The following is a 14,431-nucleotide window of genomic DNA, read 5'->3' as shown; positions in this document are numbered from 1 at the left end:
CCGGCATGGTTGGCGGCCTCACCCACTTACGCCAGGATGGCGGCGCCCTTACGCATTTGCGCCAGGATGGAACTGCCCAAATGGTCGATGTCTCCGAGAAGGCAGTGACAACGCGCGAGGCTACCGCCACCGCCACCGTCCACAGCACCTCCGAGGTCCTTACCCTGCTCGGCGCCGGTGAGCTTCCCAAGGGGGACGCCCTGGCCGTGGCGCGCGTTGCCGGGATCATGGCTGCCAAGAAGACCCCCGAACTCATCCCGCTGTGCCACCCGTTGCCGATTTCCAAGGTCACCGTGGACTTCGAACTCGGTCCGGACACCGTGGTGGTGCTGGCGACGGTCAAGACCAGGGGCGTCACCGGCGTGGAGATGGAAGCGTTGACTGCGGCATCCGTGGCCGCGCTCAGCGTCTACGACATGATCAAAGCAGTGGACAAGCACGCCGTGATCAGCGGGATCCAGGTGCTCGCCAAGAGTGGCGGAAAGAGCGGCGACTGGGCCCTTCCCACCTCGTCCGCAACGCCCAGTGATGGGTCACACGCATGAGCGCCTGCGAACCCCAGCGCGGCCCGCGGAAGGCCGGCGTCGTCATTGCCTCCACCCGTGCCGCGGCAGGAATCTACGAGGACAAGAGCGGTCCCGTGATCCTGGACTGGCTGGCCGAACACGGCTACGAGACGTTCCCGGTCATGGTAGTGCCGGACGGCGAGCCAGTCGGTGCGGCAATCCGTGCGCTCCTGACCCAGGAACCCGCCGTCGTGATTACCAGCGGAGGTACGGGCCTCAGCCCCGACGATCGAACTCCCGAAGTCACGCTGCCTCTGTTGGATCGCGAAATACCGGGCCTCATGGAAGGCATCCGCCGCGCCGGAGCCGCCAAAACGCCTATGGCCATGCTGAGCCGGGGGCATGCGGGAACTGCAGGCAAGACGTTCATCGTGAATCTACCGGGTTCGCCGAAGGGCGTGATGGACGGGCTTGCCGTCCTTGATCCCGTCATCGCCCACCTGTGCGATCAGTTGGAGGGAAACCATGACCACTGAAACCGACTTCGAAGTAATCAGCGCGATCCTCAGCGCTGAAGCGATTTCCGTGGATCAAGCCATCGCAGCCGTGGAATCCGACACGGCGGGAGCGGTGGTGAGCTTCAGCGGCGTGGTCCGCAACCACGACGGCGGCAAGCCCGTGGACAGGCTCAGCTACAGCGCCCATCCCACCGCCCACCAGGTCATGGCCGACGTCGTGGCGCAGCTCGTGGCGGAGCACTCGGGAGAGGCTGCCCAGCCTGTCCGCATTTGGGCGGCCCACCGGATCGGCATGCTGGAGATCGGTGAGCCTGCGCTCGTTTGTGCTGTTGCCGCTGCCCACCGTGGACAGGCCTTCGCCGTGTGCTCGGAGCTTGTGGACAGGATCAAGGCGCAGGTGCCCATTTGGAAGGAACAGTTCTTCAGCGACGGCACGGTGGAATGGGTCGGGGCGGACGAGTAGTCGGCGGCGCCGGGGAGTAGCTGGGGGTTGGCGCCGGGCGATCCCGGCGCGCTCCGCCCGGTAGGGTTAAGGGCATGACCGAACAACTTGCTGTCGCCGTGCTGGGCGCCCACGGGCGCATGGGTATCGAAGCCGTCAAGGCGGTGGAGGCGGCCGCAGACATGAAGCTTGTCGCGGCACTCGGACGCGGCGATTCCCTTGATGCACTGCTCGACGCCGGTGCCAAGTATGTTGTGGACCTCACCGTTCCGGACAGCACCGAAGCTAACGTCCGTTTCGCCGTCGAACACGGTATGCACGCTGTTGTCGGCACTACCGGCTGGGACGCCGCACGGCTTGCCGCCTTGCGCGAGTTGCTTGCCGCGAACCCCGGCTCAGGGGTCCTGATCGCACCGAACTTCGCCCTGGGTTCCGTCCTCGCCTCGGCATTTGCCGCTAAAGCCTCCAAATATTTTGAATCGGTCGAGATCGTCGAGCTTCACCACCCGAACAAGGTGGACGCGCCTTCGGGTACGGCCGTCCGTACGGCCCAGCTCATTGCGGCGGCCCGCGAAGAAGCCGGCGTCCCGGTCAGCCCGGACGCTACGGACACCGCCCTCGACGGTGCGCGCGGTTGCGACGTGGACGGTGTCCGCGTCCACAGCGTCCGCCTGCGCGGGCTCGTGGCGCATCAGGAAGTGCTGCTCGGTGGTCCGGGGGAGCAACTGACCATCCGCCACGATTCCTTCGACCGGGCTTCCTTCATGCCCGGCGTGTTGCTGGGGCTGCGCAACGTTGCGGCCCACCCCGGGCTGACAGTCGGCCTGGACGGCTACCTGGACTTGGGGCTCTAGGCGCATGGGTTCGCTCTGGAACGCATTCAAGAAGAACCGCACCAAGATCTGGGTGGGTGCTGTCACACTGCTGCTGGTTCTCTACCTGGTGGTCACCTTCCAGCGTTCGATCCTCCTGCTCAGCGACCAGAACCTGGTAGCCAAGGGAATCGGCGCGGCTTACTTGGTGCTCCCCATCATCGGAGCCTGGGCGTTGATCCGCGAACTGCTCTTTGGTGCCCGCACCGAGAAAATGGCCAAGGTGCTCGAAGCCGAGGGCGGGCTGCCGGTGGACAACCTGCCGCGTACGCCTGGTGGGCGCATCGTCCGCGCCGCTGCGGACGCCGAGTTCGAGAAGTACCGCGTGGAGGCGGAGGCTGCGCCCGAGGACTGGCGCTCCTGGTTCCGGCTTAGCTGCGCCTACGATGCCGCCGGCGACCGCAAGCGTGCCAGGGAATCGATGCGCGACGCCGTGCGCCTCTTCCGCGCCCAGCCCACCGCGGCGGAGCAGTAGCCGCGGTCGGTCCGAACGGAAGAATCCGTAATGCCTCAGGTCAAGATGCTCGCGAAATGAGTTCCCGTGCCTCATCTATTTGTGCTCGCGTGGATGATGCTTCCAGGGCCTGTGTTTTCGCTGCGGCGAGGGCGATCAGCTGGGTCTGAATTTTGGTGATGCCCCGGGTGAGGTCGGCCGGGTTGGTGGTCTCCATCAGTTGGGCGAGTTCAGCGGCTTTGGCTTCGGTGAGGATTCCAGAGTCGATGACGCGCTGGTACGGGGTCCGGGGCTTGTCGTAGACGCGGGTCTTTTTCCCGTGTTTGTTCGAGCGCCATCCGGTTGCTTTGGTGGTGGCGGTGAACAGGTTCAGCCGGACCCGGACGAGGGCGTAGAGGGCGTTGAGGAGCTGCAGCTCCGCGGCGGTGTCGTAGCGGTAGTGGAAGGCGTGCCGGCGGACCACGTCGCCGTTCTTCTGCTCGACATGGGCGTTGTCGTTGGACTTGTAGGGCCGGGAGCGGGTGAAGTAGATATCCCTCTCGCCGGCCCATCTGATCAAGGCGTAATTGATGAATTCCCCACCGTTGTCCGTGTCCAGGCCAACCAGTGGGAACGGTAACCGGGACACGACCTCGTCCATGGCTTCCAGCACCCATTTGTGCGCACCGTTTCGGACCGCGACGTTCTCCGTCCAGCCGGTGAACACATCCGTGGCGGTCAGTGTCCTGGCGAATTCACCGGCCAGGGTGGGCCCGCAGTGCACAACCATGTCCGCCTCGATGAACCCCGGGGCCTGTTCGTGTTCATCCCCGGCCTTGCGGACCGTGATCGAGTTCCGCAGCAGCGGCCCGGCCTTCGTCGCGGACAGCCCCTTGGGCCTGTCCGCGTCCTTCGTGGGCTTGAGTAGCCGGTCGATCGTCGCTCCGGAGACCGTCAGCAACTGCGCCCTCACCGCCGGGGTTAGCCGCCTGGCATCGAGTTCCCCGAAGGTCTCGAGCTTGGGCAGCCACAGACCCATGGTCACGGCCAGGTATTTGCCCGACGGCATCCCGGCCAACCGCCACACACTGATCAGGACCTTGAGGGTGTCATAGCCGTAGGACCGCCCCCGCGGCTTCCGCGCCACCGTCTTCGCAGGGCCCTTCCGCTTGCGCCGTGGCCAGCGCCCTGCGGGCGTTGGCCCGGGACCACCCCGTAACAGCCACGAGCTCGTCCAAAATCAGACCCTTGGCCGTCTTCGATGACTTCGCGTAACCGGTGGCGTACTTCTTCGTGATATCCCTACGCGTTCCCAACGACAGGTCCATCCCTCATCGTCACCGCCGCGCCCGTGGCGGCCCGGTGATTTCGCGAGCGTTTCCCAAATGAGGCACGCACCCCATTTCGCGAGCACTATAGGTGAGTCTCGTCGGAATCTTGTATTCGAATATATGTTCGAATACCATGGCTGCATGAACGATCCTTCGAAGCGGCCGAACGCGTACCCCCAAGGCCTGGACGGGCCCATGAAGGCGATGAGCCCGGGCGTCGTCGATTTCCTCTTCCGGCAACTCGTCGCGGGGGAGCCGCCGGAAGATGTGCACTGGCGGCGCGAGGGAACCGTTCTGGGCGATCAGCAACCGGGAGCCGAGCTTGCCAGGCGGCTTGCGGAGACTGACCTCGAATCGTTGACCCCTGTTGAACTGTTCGACTACGTGCGTGCCGCGCAGCGGCTGTGTGCGTGGGCGGACCGCATGCGGGAATCGGCGGTTGCCCGGTATTGCTCGCCGGAGACGGCTGCGAAGCCCGACGGGAAGAACCCGGACCACACAGCGACGTTCGGCAATCGCCCTCGCGACGCTTCAGCTTGAGGCCTAGCTCCCATTTCGCTGAATTTGACGACAATCACGACGCCGCCATTCTCCTATCCTGCAGCTGACAGGGTAACGTTTTTCATATGTCTGACTCTCGTGCGAACGTTCCTGCTCTCGGTACCCTTCTGACCGCCATGGTCACCCCGTTCACGAAGGACGGCGAAGTCGATTACAAGCAGGCAGCGGAACTGGCAGTCAAGCTCGTCGACGACGGCTGCGATGGCTTGGTTGTCACGGGAACAACCGGAGAGACGTCAACGCTCACGGATGCTGAAAACCTCGGCATGTTCCGCGCCGTGAAGGAAGCCGTCGGCGGTCGCGCCGCAATCATCGCGGGAACCGGGACCAATGACACCGCACACTCGGTGCACCTCTCCCAGGAAGCCGCGAAACTCGGCGTCGATGGCCTCCTGATCGTCACGCCGTACTACAACAAGCCGAGCCAGGCCGGCGTCCGGGCCCATTTCGAGACCATTGCGTCGGCCACCGAGCTGCCCGTCATGTTGTACGACATTCCCGGGCGTTCTTCCATCCAGATCGCACCGGAGACCATGATCGGTCTTGCCGCCCACCCCAACATCGTCGCGGTCAAGGATGCCAAAGCCGATTTTGCCGCTGCAACGCGCGTCATGGCTGAAACCGACCTTCTTTTCTACTCGGGGGACGATGGCCTGACCCTCCAGTGGATGGCCCTGGGCGCAGTCGGCCTGGTAGGCGTCACGACGCACGTCGTCACCCGCCGATTCCGTGAGCTGGTGGACGCCATCAACGCGAACGACCTCGGCACGGCGCGCAAGATCAATTTCGAACTGGAGCCTGTGGTCCGTGCAACCATGACCCGGGTCCAAGGCGCTGTCGCCGCCAAACAAATTCTTAATGGCAGGGAGTCCTGCCCAACTCGGTTGTCCGTTTGCCCCTCGTGGAGCCGGACGCCGCCGAGATCGCAACCATCCGCGAGGACTTGGCGGAAGCTGGAATGGACTTCACTGTCTAGAAGGATTCCGCCGGAAAGTAGCGCATTATGACCCAAACCGCCCTTCCCGGACTTGCCACCCCGCCCAAACTTCCGCAGGGAACACTCCGGATTGTGCCCCTTGGGGGGCTCGGGGAGATTGGCCGCAACATGGCCGTTTTCGAAATCAACGGCAAGCTGCTGGTTGTCGACTGCGGCGTGCTCTTCCCTGAAGAGACACAGCCGGGTGTTGACCTCATCCTGCCCGATTTCTCGTACATCGAGGACAGGCTCGACGACGTCGTTGCCATCGTCCTGACGCACGGCCACGAAGACCACATCGGCGCTGTGCCGTACCTTCTGCGCCTGCGCCCGGACTTGCCCTTGGTCGGTTCCCAGCTGACCCTTGCCCTCATTGAGGCCAAGCTCCAGGAACACCGGATCAAGCCGTACACGCTCACGGTTGCCGAAGGGCAAGTGGAGCAGTTCGGGCCGTTCGAATGTGAATTCGTTGCAGTCAACCACTCGATTCCGGACGCCTTGGCTGTCTTCATCCGAACCGCCGGCGGCAATGTGCTGCACACGGGCGACTTCAAGATGGACCAGCTGCCCCTGGATGGCCGCATCACGGACCTGCGCCACTTCGCCCGCCTCGGCGAAGAAGGAGTGGACCTGTTCATGGCCGACTCCACCAACGCGGATGTCCCAGGCTTCACCACGGCCGAGAAGGAAATCGGTCCCACGCTGGACCGTCTGTTCGGTCAGGCCAAAAAGCGCATCATCGTTGCGTCCTTCTCCTCGCACGTTCACCGTGTCCAGCAGGTTCTCGACGCCGCCGCCAAGCACGGCCGCAACGTCGCCTTTGTGGGCAGGTCGATGGTGCGCAACATGGCCATCGCGGCAAAGCTGGGCTACCTTGACGTCCCACCGGGAATCCTCGTGGACATCAAGAACATCGAAAAATTGCCGGACCACCGCGTAGTCCTGATGTCCACGGGCTCCCAAGGTGAGCCCATGGCAGCGCTTTCCCGCATGGCCAATGGCGACCACCGTGTAGTGGTTGGAGAGGGCGACACAGTCATTCTGGCCTCAAGCCTCATCCCGGGTAACGAGAATGCCGTCTACCGGATCATCAACGGGCTGCTCAAACTCGGCGCCGACGTCGTCCACAAGGGCAACGCCAAGGTGCACGTTTCCGGCCACGCGGCCGCGGGCGAACTGCTCTACTGCTACAACATCCTCAAACCGCTGAACGCCATGCCCGTGCACGGCGAAACCCGCCACCTCATCGCCAACGGCAACCTGGCGGAGGACTCCGGCGTCCCCTCGGACCGCGTGATCCTCAGCGATAACGGCACAGTCATCGACCTCAGGGACCACAAGGCCAACGTGGTAGGCCAAGTTGAAGTGGGCTTCGTCTACGTGGACGGCTCCAGCGTGGGTGAAATCACCGACGCCGATCTCAAGGACCGCAGGATCCTCGGCGACGAGGGCTTCATCTCCGTCATCACCGTGATCAACCGCACCACGGGCAAGATTGTCTCAGGCCCGGAGATCCACGCCCGCGGCGTGGCCGAGGACGATTCGGTGTTCGATGAGATCATCCCCAAGATCAACGCGGCCCTTGAAGACGCAGTGCTCCACCACGCGGACCACACCAACCACCAGCTGCAGCAGGTGGTCCGTCGCGTGATCGGCACGTGGGTCAACCGCAAGCTCCGCCGGCGGCCCATGATCATCCCGCTGGTATTGGAGGCCTAGCTTCTAGAGGCCTAGCTTCCAGCGGCATAGCCAGCACGGACCCCGGAGCCAGTCTCCGAACGGCCCGGTTCTTACGAACCGGGCCGTTCGTGTGTTGGGGCCCAGGTCCAGGTGACACCGAGCCCGCTGATTGTTCAACAGGGGCAACATGGTTTCCCCGCGCCCCTGAAATCCGCGGGATTCCGCACGGACTGGGGTAGCGTGGCGGATATGGCGACTCGTACTACCTCCGCGCCTAGAGGCAGCTCCAATAACAAATCCGGCGGCTCGGGCAGCGGCCGGACCCCGGCCAAGTCCGGGAGGAGCGGCACAGCGACGGCCCGCGGCAAGCAGGCTGCCGTCGTCGAACCCCAACAACCCTGGATCCTGCGTGCGTTTGCCGGAGCATGGCTGGGAATCGGGCACGTGGTCGGTGCAGGCATTCGCCGGATCGGCCACGACGTCAGCGACCTTGATCCCTCGGATCGCCGGGACGGCGCCGCGCTTTTCAACCTGGCGCTCGGTGTCTTCATCGCGACCTTCGCCTGGTGGGGCTTCAAGGGCTGGTTCCCCGACGTCGTCTACGGCATCGTGAACGGGACCTTCGGCTGGGTGTCGCTGATTCTGCCGCTCATGCTTTTCGTCTGCGCATTCCGGCTCTTCCGGCAGCCGTGGGACAGCCGCGGCAACAACCGCGTGGGCATAGGCTTCCTGATCATGACTTTCGCCGGGACGGGTTTGGCCCACATCATCGGGGGCCAGCCGACCGTCGCTGATGGCTTCGACGGTCTCCGGCGAGCCGGGGGAATGCTCGGCTTCCTCGCGGCGTCGCCTCTTGCCGCCATCCATCCCGTAGTACCGGTCATCGTCTACGGCGCCTTGGCGTTCGTCTCCCTCCTCATTGTCACGGCCACGCCTTTCGGCGCCATTCCCCGACGTATCCGCGGCGCGTACGAGCACCTCATGGGCGTCGACCTGGTGGATGCCGACGCCGGACACGGCGATTCGCACGATCGCAGTTACCTCCACGAAAACGAGGCGGCCGTGGAGCCGAAGAAGAAACGCCGCAAGCGCTTCTTCGGCAGGGACCACGACGACGACACCGGGCTTGAAGGCTATGTCGGCGATGAGGCGTTCGAGCACGCAATCGTCGACGACGACGCCCCTCCCGCGAAGGGCGCCCCTTCCGTGCCGCCTGGGGTGCGCCGCCCGACCCAGGCCGAAATCGCCGTCGAGAAGATCAAGGCCGCGCAGGGACTTGGAAGCCCGAAGGCAGATGCGGACAACGCCACAGAAGCGATCCCCTTGATTGCGCCGGCCGCGGCCCTTTCGTCGGCCGTGCCGCCCGTCATTGTGCCTTCGGCGCCTGTCAGTCCGCCGCCGCCCCCGACACCGATCCCGCAGCGCACCGAACAACTTTCGCTCGCCGGCGACGTGACCTACACGCTGCCGTCGTCGGACAACCTGACTCCCGGTTCCATCCCGAAGGAGCGCACGGAAGCGAACGACGCCGTAGTGGCTGCCCTGACGGACACCATGCAGCAGTTCAACGTGGACGCCACGGTCACCGGCTTCAGCCGTGGGCCTACCGTGACCCGCTACGAGATCGAACTTGCGCCGGGCACCAAGGTGGAGCGCGTGACGGCCTTGTCCAAGAACATTTCCTACGCGGTGGCGTCGAGCGATGTCCGTATTCTCAGCCCGATCCCCGGCAAGTCAGCAATCGGCATCGAGATCCCCAATACGGATCGCGAGACCGTGTCCCTCGGCGATGTCCTGCGTAGCCAAAACGCGAGGCGCACAGACCATCCCATGGTGATGGGCGTCGGCAAGGACGTCGAGGGCGGCTACGTCGTCGCAAACCTCGCCAAAATGCCTCACTTGCTCGTGGCGGGTGCCACGGGTGCCGGTAAGTCGTCCTTTGTGAACTCCATGATTACGTCCATCCTCATGCGGGCCACGCCGGACGAGGTCCGCATGGTCATGGTGGACCCCAAGCGGGTGGAACTCACCGCGTACGAGGGCGTTCCACACTTGATCACTCCGATCATCACCAACCCCAAGAAAGCTGCTGAGGCGCTGCAATGGGTGGTCCGTGAAATGGACGCCCGCTATGACGACCTTGCCAACTATGGTTTCAAGCACATCGATGACTTCAACAAGGCCGTCCGTGCCGGGAAAGTGGTTCCGCCGGTTGACTCCAAGCGCGTCATCAAGCCGTACCCCTATCTGCTGGTGATCGTTGACGAGCTCGCCGACCTCATGATGGTGGCCCCGCGGGACGTCGAAGACTGCATCGTCCGAATTACCCAGCTTGCCCGCGCCGCCGGTATCCACTTGGTTCTGGCGACCCAGCGTCCTTCGGTGGACGTTGTGACAGGCCTGATCAAGGCCAACGTTCCTTCCCGGATGGCCTTTGCGACGTCCTCTGTCACCGACTCCCGCGTGGTCCTGGACCAGCCCGGCGCGGAGAAGCTCATTGGCCAAGGTGACGCGCTCTTCCTTCCCATGGGGGCCTCGAAGGCGATGCGTGTGCAGGGCGCCTGGGTCACCGAATCCGAAATCCACCGGGTGGTGGAGCACGTCAAGGGCCAGCTCAAGGCCGTCTACCGGGACGACGTCGCGCCCGAGGCGCAGAAGAAGCAGATCGACGACGACATCGGAGACGATCTCGAAGTCCTGCTGCAGGCTACAGAACTCGTGGTCACCACGCAGTTCGGCTCCACGTCGATGCTGCAGCGCAAGCTCCGCGTCGGCTTCGCCAAGGCCGGCCGCCTCATGGATCTTCTGGAATCGCGCGGGGTCGTGGGGCCGTCGGAAGGCTCCAAGGCCCGCGATGTCCTGGTCAAGCCGGACGACCTCGCTCCCGTGCTGGCGGCGATGAAGGGCCAGGAGGCTCCCGCTACGCCTGATGCGCACACCGCAGCCCTCAGCGACAACGCGAACGCGAACATCGCCGTCGGGGGCTATGCCGAAGACCTGGTCGCCTCCGATCTCGAACGCCGCAAGCAGGTGACGGATTACCACGACGGGGCGGACAGTTCCGATGACGAGGAAGACGGTGGCGAGGACGCCTGGTCACTGACCGGACGGTAGCCTAGGGGAGTGACTACATCCGAGGGCAGCAAAGCCGGTTCCAACGGATCGGACATCTGGAACCTGCCAAACATCCTGACGATGCTCCGAATTGTCCTGGTCCCGTTCTTCGTTTGGTTTCTCCTCGCGGACAACAGCCAGAACGGGATCTGGCGCTGGGCCGCCGTGGTCGCCTTCGCTGTGGCCATCTACACGGACAAGCTCGACGGCGACATCGCCCGGAGCCGCAACCTCGTCACCAACTTCGGGAAGATAGCCGACCCCATTGCCGACAAGCTGCTCATTGGATCCGCGCTGGTTCTTCTGTCAGCCCTGGGCGAGCTGCCCTGGTGGATCACCATCCTCATTCTCGTGCGCGAATGGGGGATCACTGCCCTGCGCTTCTTTGTCATCCGCTATGGCGTCATGCCGGCCTCGCGTGGCGGCAAGCTTAAGACCGTCATCCAGACCGTCGCCATCTTCCTTTACATCCTGCCGTTGTATTCCCTCGCGCCATGGCTCGGGAGCCTTGCGTTCTGGGTCATGCTCGTCGCCCTCGCCATCACGGTGTGGACCGGCGTCGAGTACGTCATCGAGGCCGTTAAGCTCCGCGCCGCAGGAAGGCGGGCCGCATGAGCCGGACCGCTGACGAGGTGGCCGCGGCCGCCGTCGCCCTCGCCATCGAGCGGGGCCTCACGGTGGCTACCGCGGAATCGCTGACGGCCGGCCTGGTTGCTGCGACCCTCGCTGATACGCCGGGCGCCTCAGGCATGCTCCAGGGCGGCGTGGTCGCGTATCAGAATTCAGTGAAGGCGGCGGTTCTGGGGGTCTCGCCGGAGCTGCTCTCCGCGGTCGGATCCGTTGACGCCGCGGTGGCGGTGGCCATGGCCGACGGCGCCAGGCGCGCATGCGGGGCCGACGTCGGAGTGTCCACAACGGGAGTTGCCGGGCCCTTGCCGCACGACGGAAAACCGGTGGGAACCGTCTTCATCGCCGTCGCGACGTCGAGCGGAACTACGGCGCACGCCTACTCCTTCCACGGGGATCGCCCAGCCATCCGCGCGCAGGCAAATGTGGCCGCGCTGGAGCGCTTGCTGGAGTGCCTTGTCCGCACCGACCTACCACGCGTAAAGTAGCCGGGAACAAAAACCGAAGCTCAATAGTTGTTACATTGTGTCGCCTCGGAATGGCCGGGGCGCCTAGGATGTAGAAACAACCGGTGCACCTGCGCGGTGAACCGGACTCACGAGGGAGCAAGGCGATACAGATGGTTAAGCAGCCCGTATCCGTAAACGGCGTTGTCCGCTGGAAGGATGTGGGCTTGGCCGAGAAGGCACCGAGCGAACAGAAGGAGCGCAAAATGGTTGTACTGCGTCACGAAATCGGTGATGTTCTGCGCGATGTCCGCCAGCGTCAGGGCCGTACGCTCCGCGAAGTCTCGCACAGCGCCCGCGTTTCCCTTGGCTACCTGAGCGAAGTTGAGCGTGGTCAGAAGGAAGCATCCTCAGAGTTGCTGTCCTCAATCTGCTCGGCCCTGGACGTTCCGTTGTCCGGCATGCTCCGCGAAGTCAGTGACCGGGTTGCCGTCGCCGAAGGCGTCGCTGTTCCGGACACCGTCCCACAGGAATTCGCCCAGCGCTATGGCCGCGATCTCGACCGTGAGCTCAGCGCCGAATTGAACGGTGACTTCACCCAGGGCATGCTCTCCGGAGCCCGTTAGACGGACCCTGCCCTCCGGTAAGCCGTTACCGGAGCGCGATCCAGCACGTTCACGCCCGGAATGCCGGGATCCGTGCGGTGAGACATAGCCGAATACTTGAAGTAAAGAAGGAGGGCCTCCAGTTGGAGGTCCTCCTTCTTGGGTCTGTGTGGCTTGGGGTCAGTCCTTGCCGATTCCTTCGCCGTAAGCGGCGTTGAGCCGCTCAATGTAGTCTGCCAGCGTCTGGATTTCCTCCAGCGGCCACTCACCCAGCCGTTCCCGGAATACCTGCCGTCGTGCGTCCTGGACCTGGTGCATCTTTTCTTCGCCCTTAGGGGTGAGCCGGATCGACTGTGCGCGGCCATCTTGGGGATCGGCCTCTTTGTAGACCATGCCGATGCTCTCGAGGAACGCGATCTGGCGGCTCACCGACGGTTTCCCGACGCCGATGCACGAGGCGAGTTCCGTCAGGCGAATGGGGCCCTCTTTCCGGATGATCGACAGCAGTCCGTAAGCAGCTGGTTCCATGTCGGGATGGACCTGCCGGGATAACTGGTGGGACAGCGATCGTGCGCGTCGCCAGAACATGCTCAGCTGGTGTTCCACCTGCTGGAGGGCGGCGTCGACGTTGTCGCCTGCCTCCACCATCTCTGGTGCGTCGTCGGGAGTGTTGCTCATGACAACCATTCTAGAGTCCGGTCCCGTGAGAGACTCTATTGGTGCGGATCAGTGACTTCTGGCGGCTGATGGACGATGAATTCGGGGCTGGCTACTCCCGGGTCCTCAGCAGCTCCCTTGTATTGGCCGGCGTCGGCGGCCGTACGGCAAACGACGCCTTGGCTGCGGGCTACAGCCCCCGCGACGTCTGGCTTGCCCTGTGCGACGTCCAGGACGTTCCGCCGGAGCGACGGCTCGGCAGGGACGTCAAACCTGCCGACAAGGGCTCAGGGACGTTCTGACTTCCAGTTCCCGGGGGACACGCCAACAAATTTGTTCGAATATCTGTTCGGATGAGGCTATGCTCCTTTCAGAGGAAAATTGACCCTAGCGGACCGGTTTTCGCATCATCCGAACCCTGTGGTTTTCCACATAGACGAAGTCGCACGCAAAATTGTCAGCGGCCCGTACTAGCGTCGGATGAGACAGGAAAGCGGCCGTTCAGGCCAGTCCACAGCGAGAAAGCATCAGAGGTGTGAACCATGGCGGCAAATCAGGATCGCGAGAAGGCGCTCGAGGCAGCGCTTGCCCAGATTGACAAGCAATTCGGCAAGGGCTCGGTCATGCGCCTGGGTGACGAAGTCCGGGCGCCCATCGAGGTCATTCCGACCGGCTCCATCGCCCTGGATGTCGCTCTTGGCATTGGTGGCCTGCCTCGTGGCCGTGTCGTTGAGATTTACGGCCCGGAATCCTCGGGTAAGACCACTGTCGCGCTCCACGCTGTGGCCAACGCGCAGCGTCAGGGAGGCATCGCAGCCTTCATCGACGCCGAGCACGCCCTCGATCCCGAATACGCGGCGAAACTGGGCGTCGACACCGACGCGCTCCTGGTTTCGCAGCCGGATACCGGTGAGCAGGCGCTCGAGATCATGGACATGCTGATCGGCTCCGGCTCCTTGGACGTCATCGTGATCGACTCCGTCGCCGCCTTGGTTCCCCGCGCGGAAATCGAAGGCGAAATGGGCGACTCCCACGTCGGCCTTCAGGCCCGTCTTATGAGCCAGGCCCTGCGTAAGATCACCGGCCGGCTGAGCCAGACCAAGACGACCGCTATTTTCATCAACCAGCTCCGTGAGAAGATCGGCGTCTTCTTCGGCTCCCCGGAGACCACTACAGGTGGTAAGGCCCTGAAGTTCTATGCTTCCATCCGCATCGACGTCCGCCGCATCCAGACGCTGAAGGAAGGCGCGGATTCGGTAGGTAACCGCACCAAGGCCAAGATCGTCAAAAACAAGATGGCTCCGCCCTTCAAGATCGCTGAGTTCGACATCATCTATGGCCAGGGCATTTCCCGTGAGGGCGGCATCATCGACATGGGCGTCGAGCACGGCATCATCAAGAAGTCCGGTTCATGGTTCACCTATGACGGTGACCAGCTGGGTCAGGGTATGGAGAACTCCCGCCGCTTCCTGCGCGACAACCCGGAGTTGGCCGCGGACCTCGAGCGGCTCATCAAGGAAAAACTCGGTGTCGGAGTCAAGCCTGCCGAGACCGAGGCGTCGCCGAAGCTGAAGGCCGTTGACGGCTAAGCGCCAGGGCCACTCTCAGTCATCGGGTTCTGCTCGGTCCTTCGGGTCTTCCCCGTCTTCAGAGTCCGCCCGGT

The 14,431-nt window shown here is 63.9% G+C and carries 16 protein-coding genes and 1 pseudogene; 14 read left to right on the top strand and 3 right to left on the bottom strand.

Annotated features, from left to right (window positions below; all coding sequences use genetic code 11):
* The first annotated feature begins 5 nt into the window (after positions 1-5).
* From moaC to OW521_RS03865, 5 genes are all read left to right on the top strand, one after another.
* Complete coding sequence (moaC, locus tag OW521_RS03885) at positions 6-545, top strand: cyclic pyranopterin monophosphate synthase MoaC (RefSeq protein WP_326494033.1); 540 nt, start codon at positions 6-8, stop codon at positions 543-545.
* A complete protein-coding gene (locus OW521_RS03880) occupies positions 542-1,042 on the top strand; it encodes a MogA/MoaB family molybdenum cofactor biosynthesis protein (protein ID WP_265978385.1) in 501 nt (166 codons plus the stop codon). Before moaC ends, OW521_RS03880 begins: the two co-directional genes overlap by 4 nt.
* On the top strand, positions 1,032-1,487 hold the full coding sequence (locus OW521_RS03875; RefSeq protein WP_265978384.1) for a molybdenum cofactor biosynthesis protein MoaE: 456 nt from the start codon (positions 1,032-1,034) through the stop codon (positions 1,485-1,487). Before OW521_RS03880 ends, OW521_RS03875 begins: the two co-directional genes overlap by 11 nt.
* 74 nt (positions 1,488-1,561) lie before the next feature.
* Positions 1,562-2,320 carry a 4-hydroxy-tetrahydrodipicolinate reductase gene (dapB, locus tag OW521_RS03870; RefSeq protein WP_268023112.1) on the top strand — a complete coding sequence of 253 codons (759 nt, stop codon included), beginning with the start codon at positions 1,562-1,564 and terminating at the stop codon, positions 2,318-2,320.
* Positions 2,321-2,324: 4 nt separating this feature from the next.
* Entirely contained in the window at positions 2,325-2,813 is a 489-nt protein-coding gene (locus OW521_RS03865) for a hypothetical protein (RefSeq protein WP_268023110.1), read from the top strand.
* Positions 2,814-2,853: 40 nt separating this feature from the next.
* On the opposite strand, the gene OW521_RS03860 is transcribed toward OW521_RS03865, so the two are convergent.
* Together OW521_RS03860 and OW521_RS03855 are read right to left on the bottom strand one after the other, a co-directional pair.
* Positions 2,854-3,918, bottom strand: a complete 1,065-nt coding sequence (locus OW521_RS03860; RefSeq protein WP_268023108.1) for a DDE-type integrase/transposase/recombinase — start codon at positions 3,916-3,918, stop codon at positions 2,854-2,856.
* Positions 3,881-4,087 carry a hypothetical protein gene (locus OW521_RS03855; RefSeq protein ID WP_268023107.1) on the bottom strand — a complete coding sequence of 69 codons (207 nt, stop codon included), beginning with the start codon at positions 4,085-4,087 and terminating at the stop codon, positions 3,881-3,883. Before OW521_RS03855 ends, OW521_RS03860 begins: the two co-directional genes overlap by 38 nt.
* A 156-nt stretch (positions 4,088-4,243) precedes the next feature.
* Here OW521_RS03855 and OW521_RS03850 point away from each other — a divergent pair, with 156 nt between their 5' ends.
* From OW521_RS03850 to OW521_RS03820, 7 genes and pseudogenes are all read left to right on the top strand, one after another.
* The gene (locus OW521_RS03850; protein ID WP_268023105.1) at positions 4,244-4,642 is read left to right on the top strand and encodes a hypothetical protein; all 399 of its coding nucleotides are present in this window, start codon (positions 4,244-4,246) and stop codon (positions 4,640-4,642) included.
* Between the two features lie 86 nt (positions 4,643-4,728).
* Positions 4,729-5,639: pseudogene (gene dapA, locus OW521_RS03845) on the top strand (4-hydroxy-tetrahydrodipicolinate synthase).
* Between the two features lie 27 nt (positions 5,640-5,666).
* Positions 5,667-7,358, top strand: a complete 1,692-nt coding sequence (locus tag OW521_RS03840; protein ID WP_268023103.1) for a ribonuclease J — start codon at positions 5,667-5,669, stop codon at positions 7,356-7,358.
* A gap of 210 nt (positions 7,359-7,568) precedes the next feature.
* On the top strand, positions 7,569-10,433 hold the full coding sequence (locus tag OW521_RS03835; RefSeq protein WP_268023101.1) for an FtsK/SpoIIIE family DNA translocase: 2,865 nt from the start codon (positions 7,569-7,571) through the stop codon (positions 10,431-10,433).
* A gap of 9 nt (positions 10,434-10,442) precedes the next feature.
* Positions 10,443-11,048, top strand: coding sequence for a CDP-diacylglycerol--glycerol-3-phosphate 3-phosphatidyltransferase (gene pgsA, locus OW521_RS03830; RefSeq protein ID WP_268023094.1), 606 nt, complete (start codon positions 10,443-10,445; stop codon positions 11,046-11,048).
* Entirely contained in the window at positions 11,045-11,548 is a 504-nt protein-coding gene (locus OW521_RS03825) for a CinA family protein (protein ID WP_268023093.1), read from the top strand. Before pgsA ends, OW521_RS03825 begins: the two co-directional genes overlap by 4 nt.
* Before the next feature lie 131 nt (positions 11,549-11,679).
* Positions 11,680-12,132 (top strand): helix-turn-helix domain-containing protein, encoded by a 453-nt coding sequence (locus OW521_RS03820; protein ID WP_265978371.1) that lies wholly within the window; start codon positions 11,680-11,682, stop codon positions 12,130-12,132.
* Positions 12,133-12,291: 159 nt separating this feature from the next.
* Here OW521_RS03820 and OW521_RS03815 read toward each other — a convergent pair whose 3' ends face one another.
* Entirely contained in the window at positions 12,292-12,789 is a 498-nt protein-coding gene (locus OW521_RS03815) for a MarR family winged helix-turn-helix transcriptional regulator (RefSeq protein ID WP_184735788.1), read from the bottom strand.
* A gap of 41 nt (positions 12,790-12,830) precedes the next feature.
* On the opposite strand from OW521_RS03815, the gene OW521_RS03810 reads away from it, so the two are divergent.
* Both OW521_RS03810 and recA read left to right on the top strand, forming a co-directional pair.
* Complete coding sequence (locus OW521_RS03810; protein WP_234753123.1) at positions 12,831-13,070, top strand: DUF3046 domain-containing protein; 240 nt, start codon at positions 12,831-12,833, stop codon at positions 13,068-13,070.
* 240 nt (positions 13,071-13,310) lie between these two features.
* A complete protein-coding gene (gene recA / locus OW521_RS03805) occupies positions 13,311-14,357 on the top strand; it encodes a recombinase RecA (protein ID WP_268023088.1) in 1,047 nt (348 codons plus the stop codon).
* The last annotated feature ends 74 nt before the right edge of the window (positions 14,358-14,431 follow it).

The organism is Arthrobacter sp. MMS18-M83 (genome assembly GCF_026683955.1).
Classification (GTDB): Bacteria; Actinomycetota; Actinomycetes; order Actinomycetales; family Micrococcaceae; genus Arthrobacter.
This window is presented reverse-complemented; position numbering and strand designations above follow the sequence as displayed.

Bases quoted from the DNA above. Each gene is read 5' to 3' on its own strand.
- moaC (WP_326494033.1), top strand. From the start codon at position 6: ATGGTTGGCGGCCTCACCCACTTACGCCAGGATGGCGGCGCCCTTACG.
- OW521_RS03880 (WP_265978385.1), top strand. From the start codon at position 542: ATGAGCGCCTGCGAACCCCAGCGCGGCCCGCGGAAGGCCGGCGTCGTC.
- OW521_RS03875 (WP_265978384.1), top strand. From the start codon at position 1,032: ATGACCACTGAAACCGACTTCGAAGTAATCAGCGCGATCCTCAGCGCT.
- dapB (WP_268023112.1), top strand. From the start codon at position 1,562: ATGACCGAACAACTTGCTGTCGCCGTGCTGGGCGCCCACGGGCGCATG.
- OW521_RS03865 (WP_268023110.1), top strand. From the start codon at position 2,325: ATGGGTTCGCTCTGGAACGCATTCAAGAAGAACCGCACCAAGATCTGG.
- OW521_RS03850 (WP_268023105.1), top strand. From the start codon at position 4,244: ATGAACGATCCTTCGAAGCGGCCGAACGCGTACCCCCAAGGCCTGGAC.
- OW521_RS03840 (WP_268023103.1), top strand. From the start codon at position 5,667: ATGACCCAAACCGCCCTTCCCGGACTTGCCACCCCGCCCAAACTTCCG.
- OW521_RS03835 (WP_268023101.1), top strand. From the start codon at position 7,569: ATGGCGACTCGTACTACCTCCGCGCCTAGAGGCAGCTCCAATAACAAA.
- OW521_RS03825 (WP_268023093.1), top strand. From the start codon at position 11,045: ATGAGCCGGACCGCTGACGAGGTGGCCGCGGCCGCCGTCGCCCTCGCC.
- OW521_RS03820 (WP_265978371.1), top strand. From the start codon at position 11,680: ATGGTTAAGCAGCCCGTATCCGTAAACGGCGTTGTCCGCTGGAAGGAT.
- OW521_RS03815 (WP_184735788.1), bottom strand. From the start codon at position 12,789: ATGAGCAACACTCCCGACGACGCACCAGAGATGGTGGAGGCAGGCGAC.
- recA (WP_268023088.1), top strand. From the start codon at position 13,311: ATGGCGGCAAATCAGGATCGCGAGAAGGCGCTCGAGGCAGCGCTTGCC.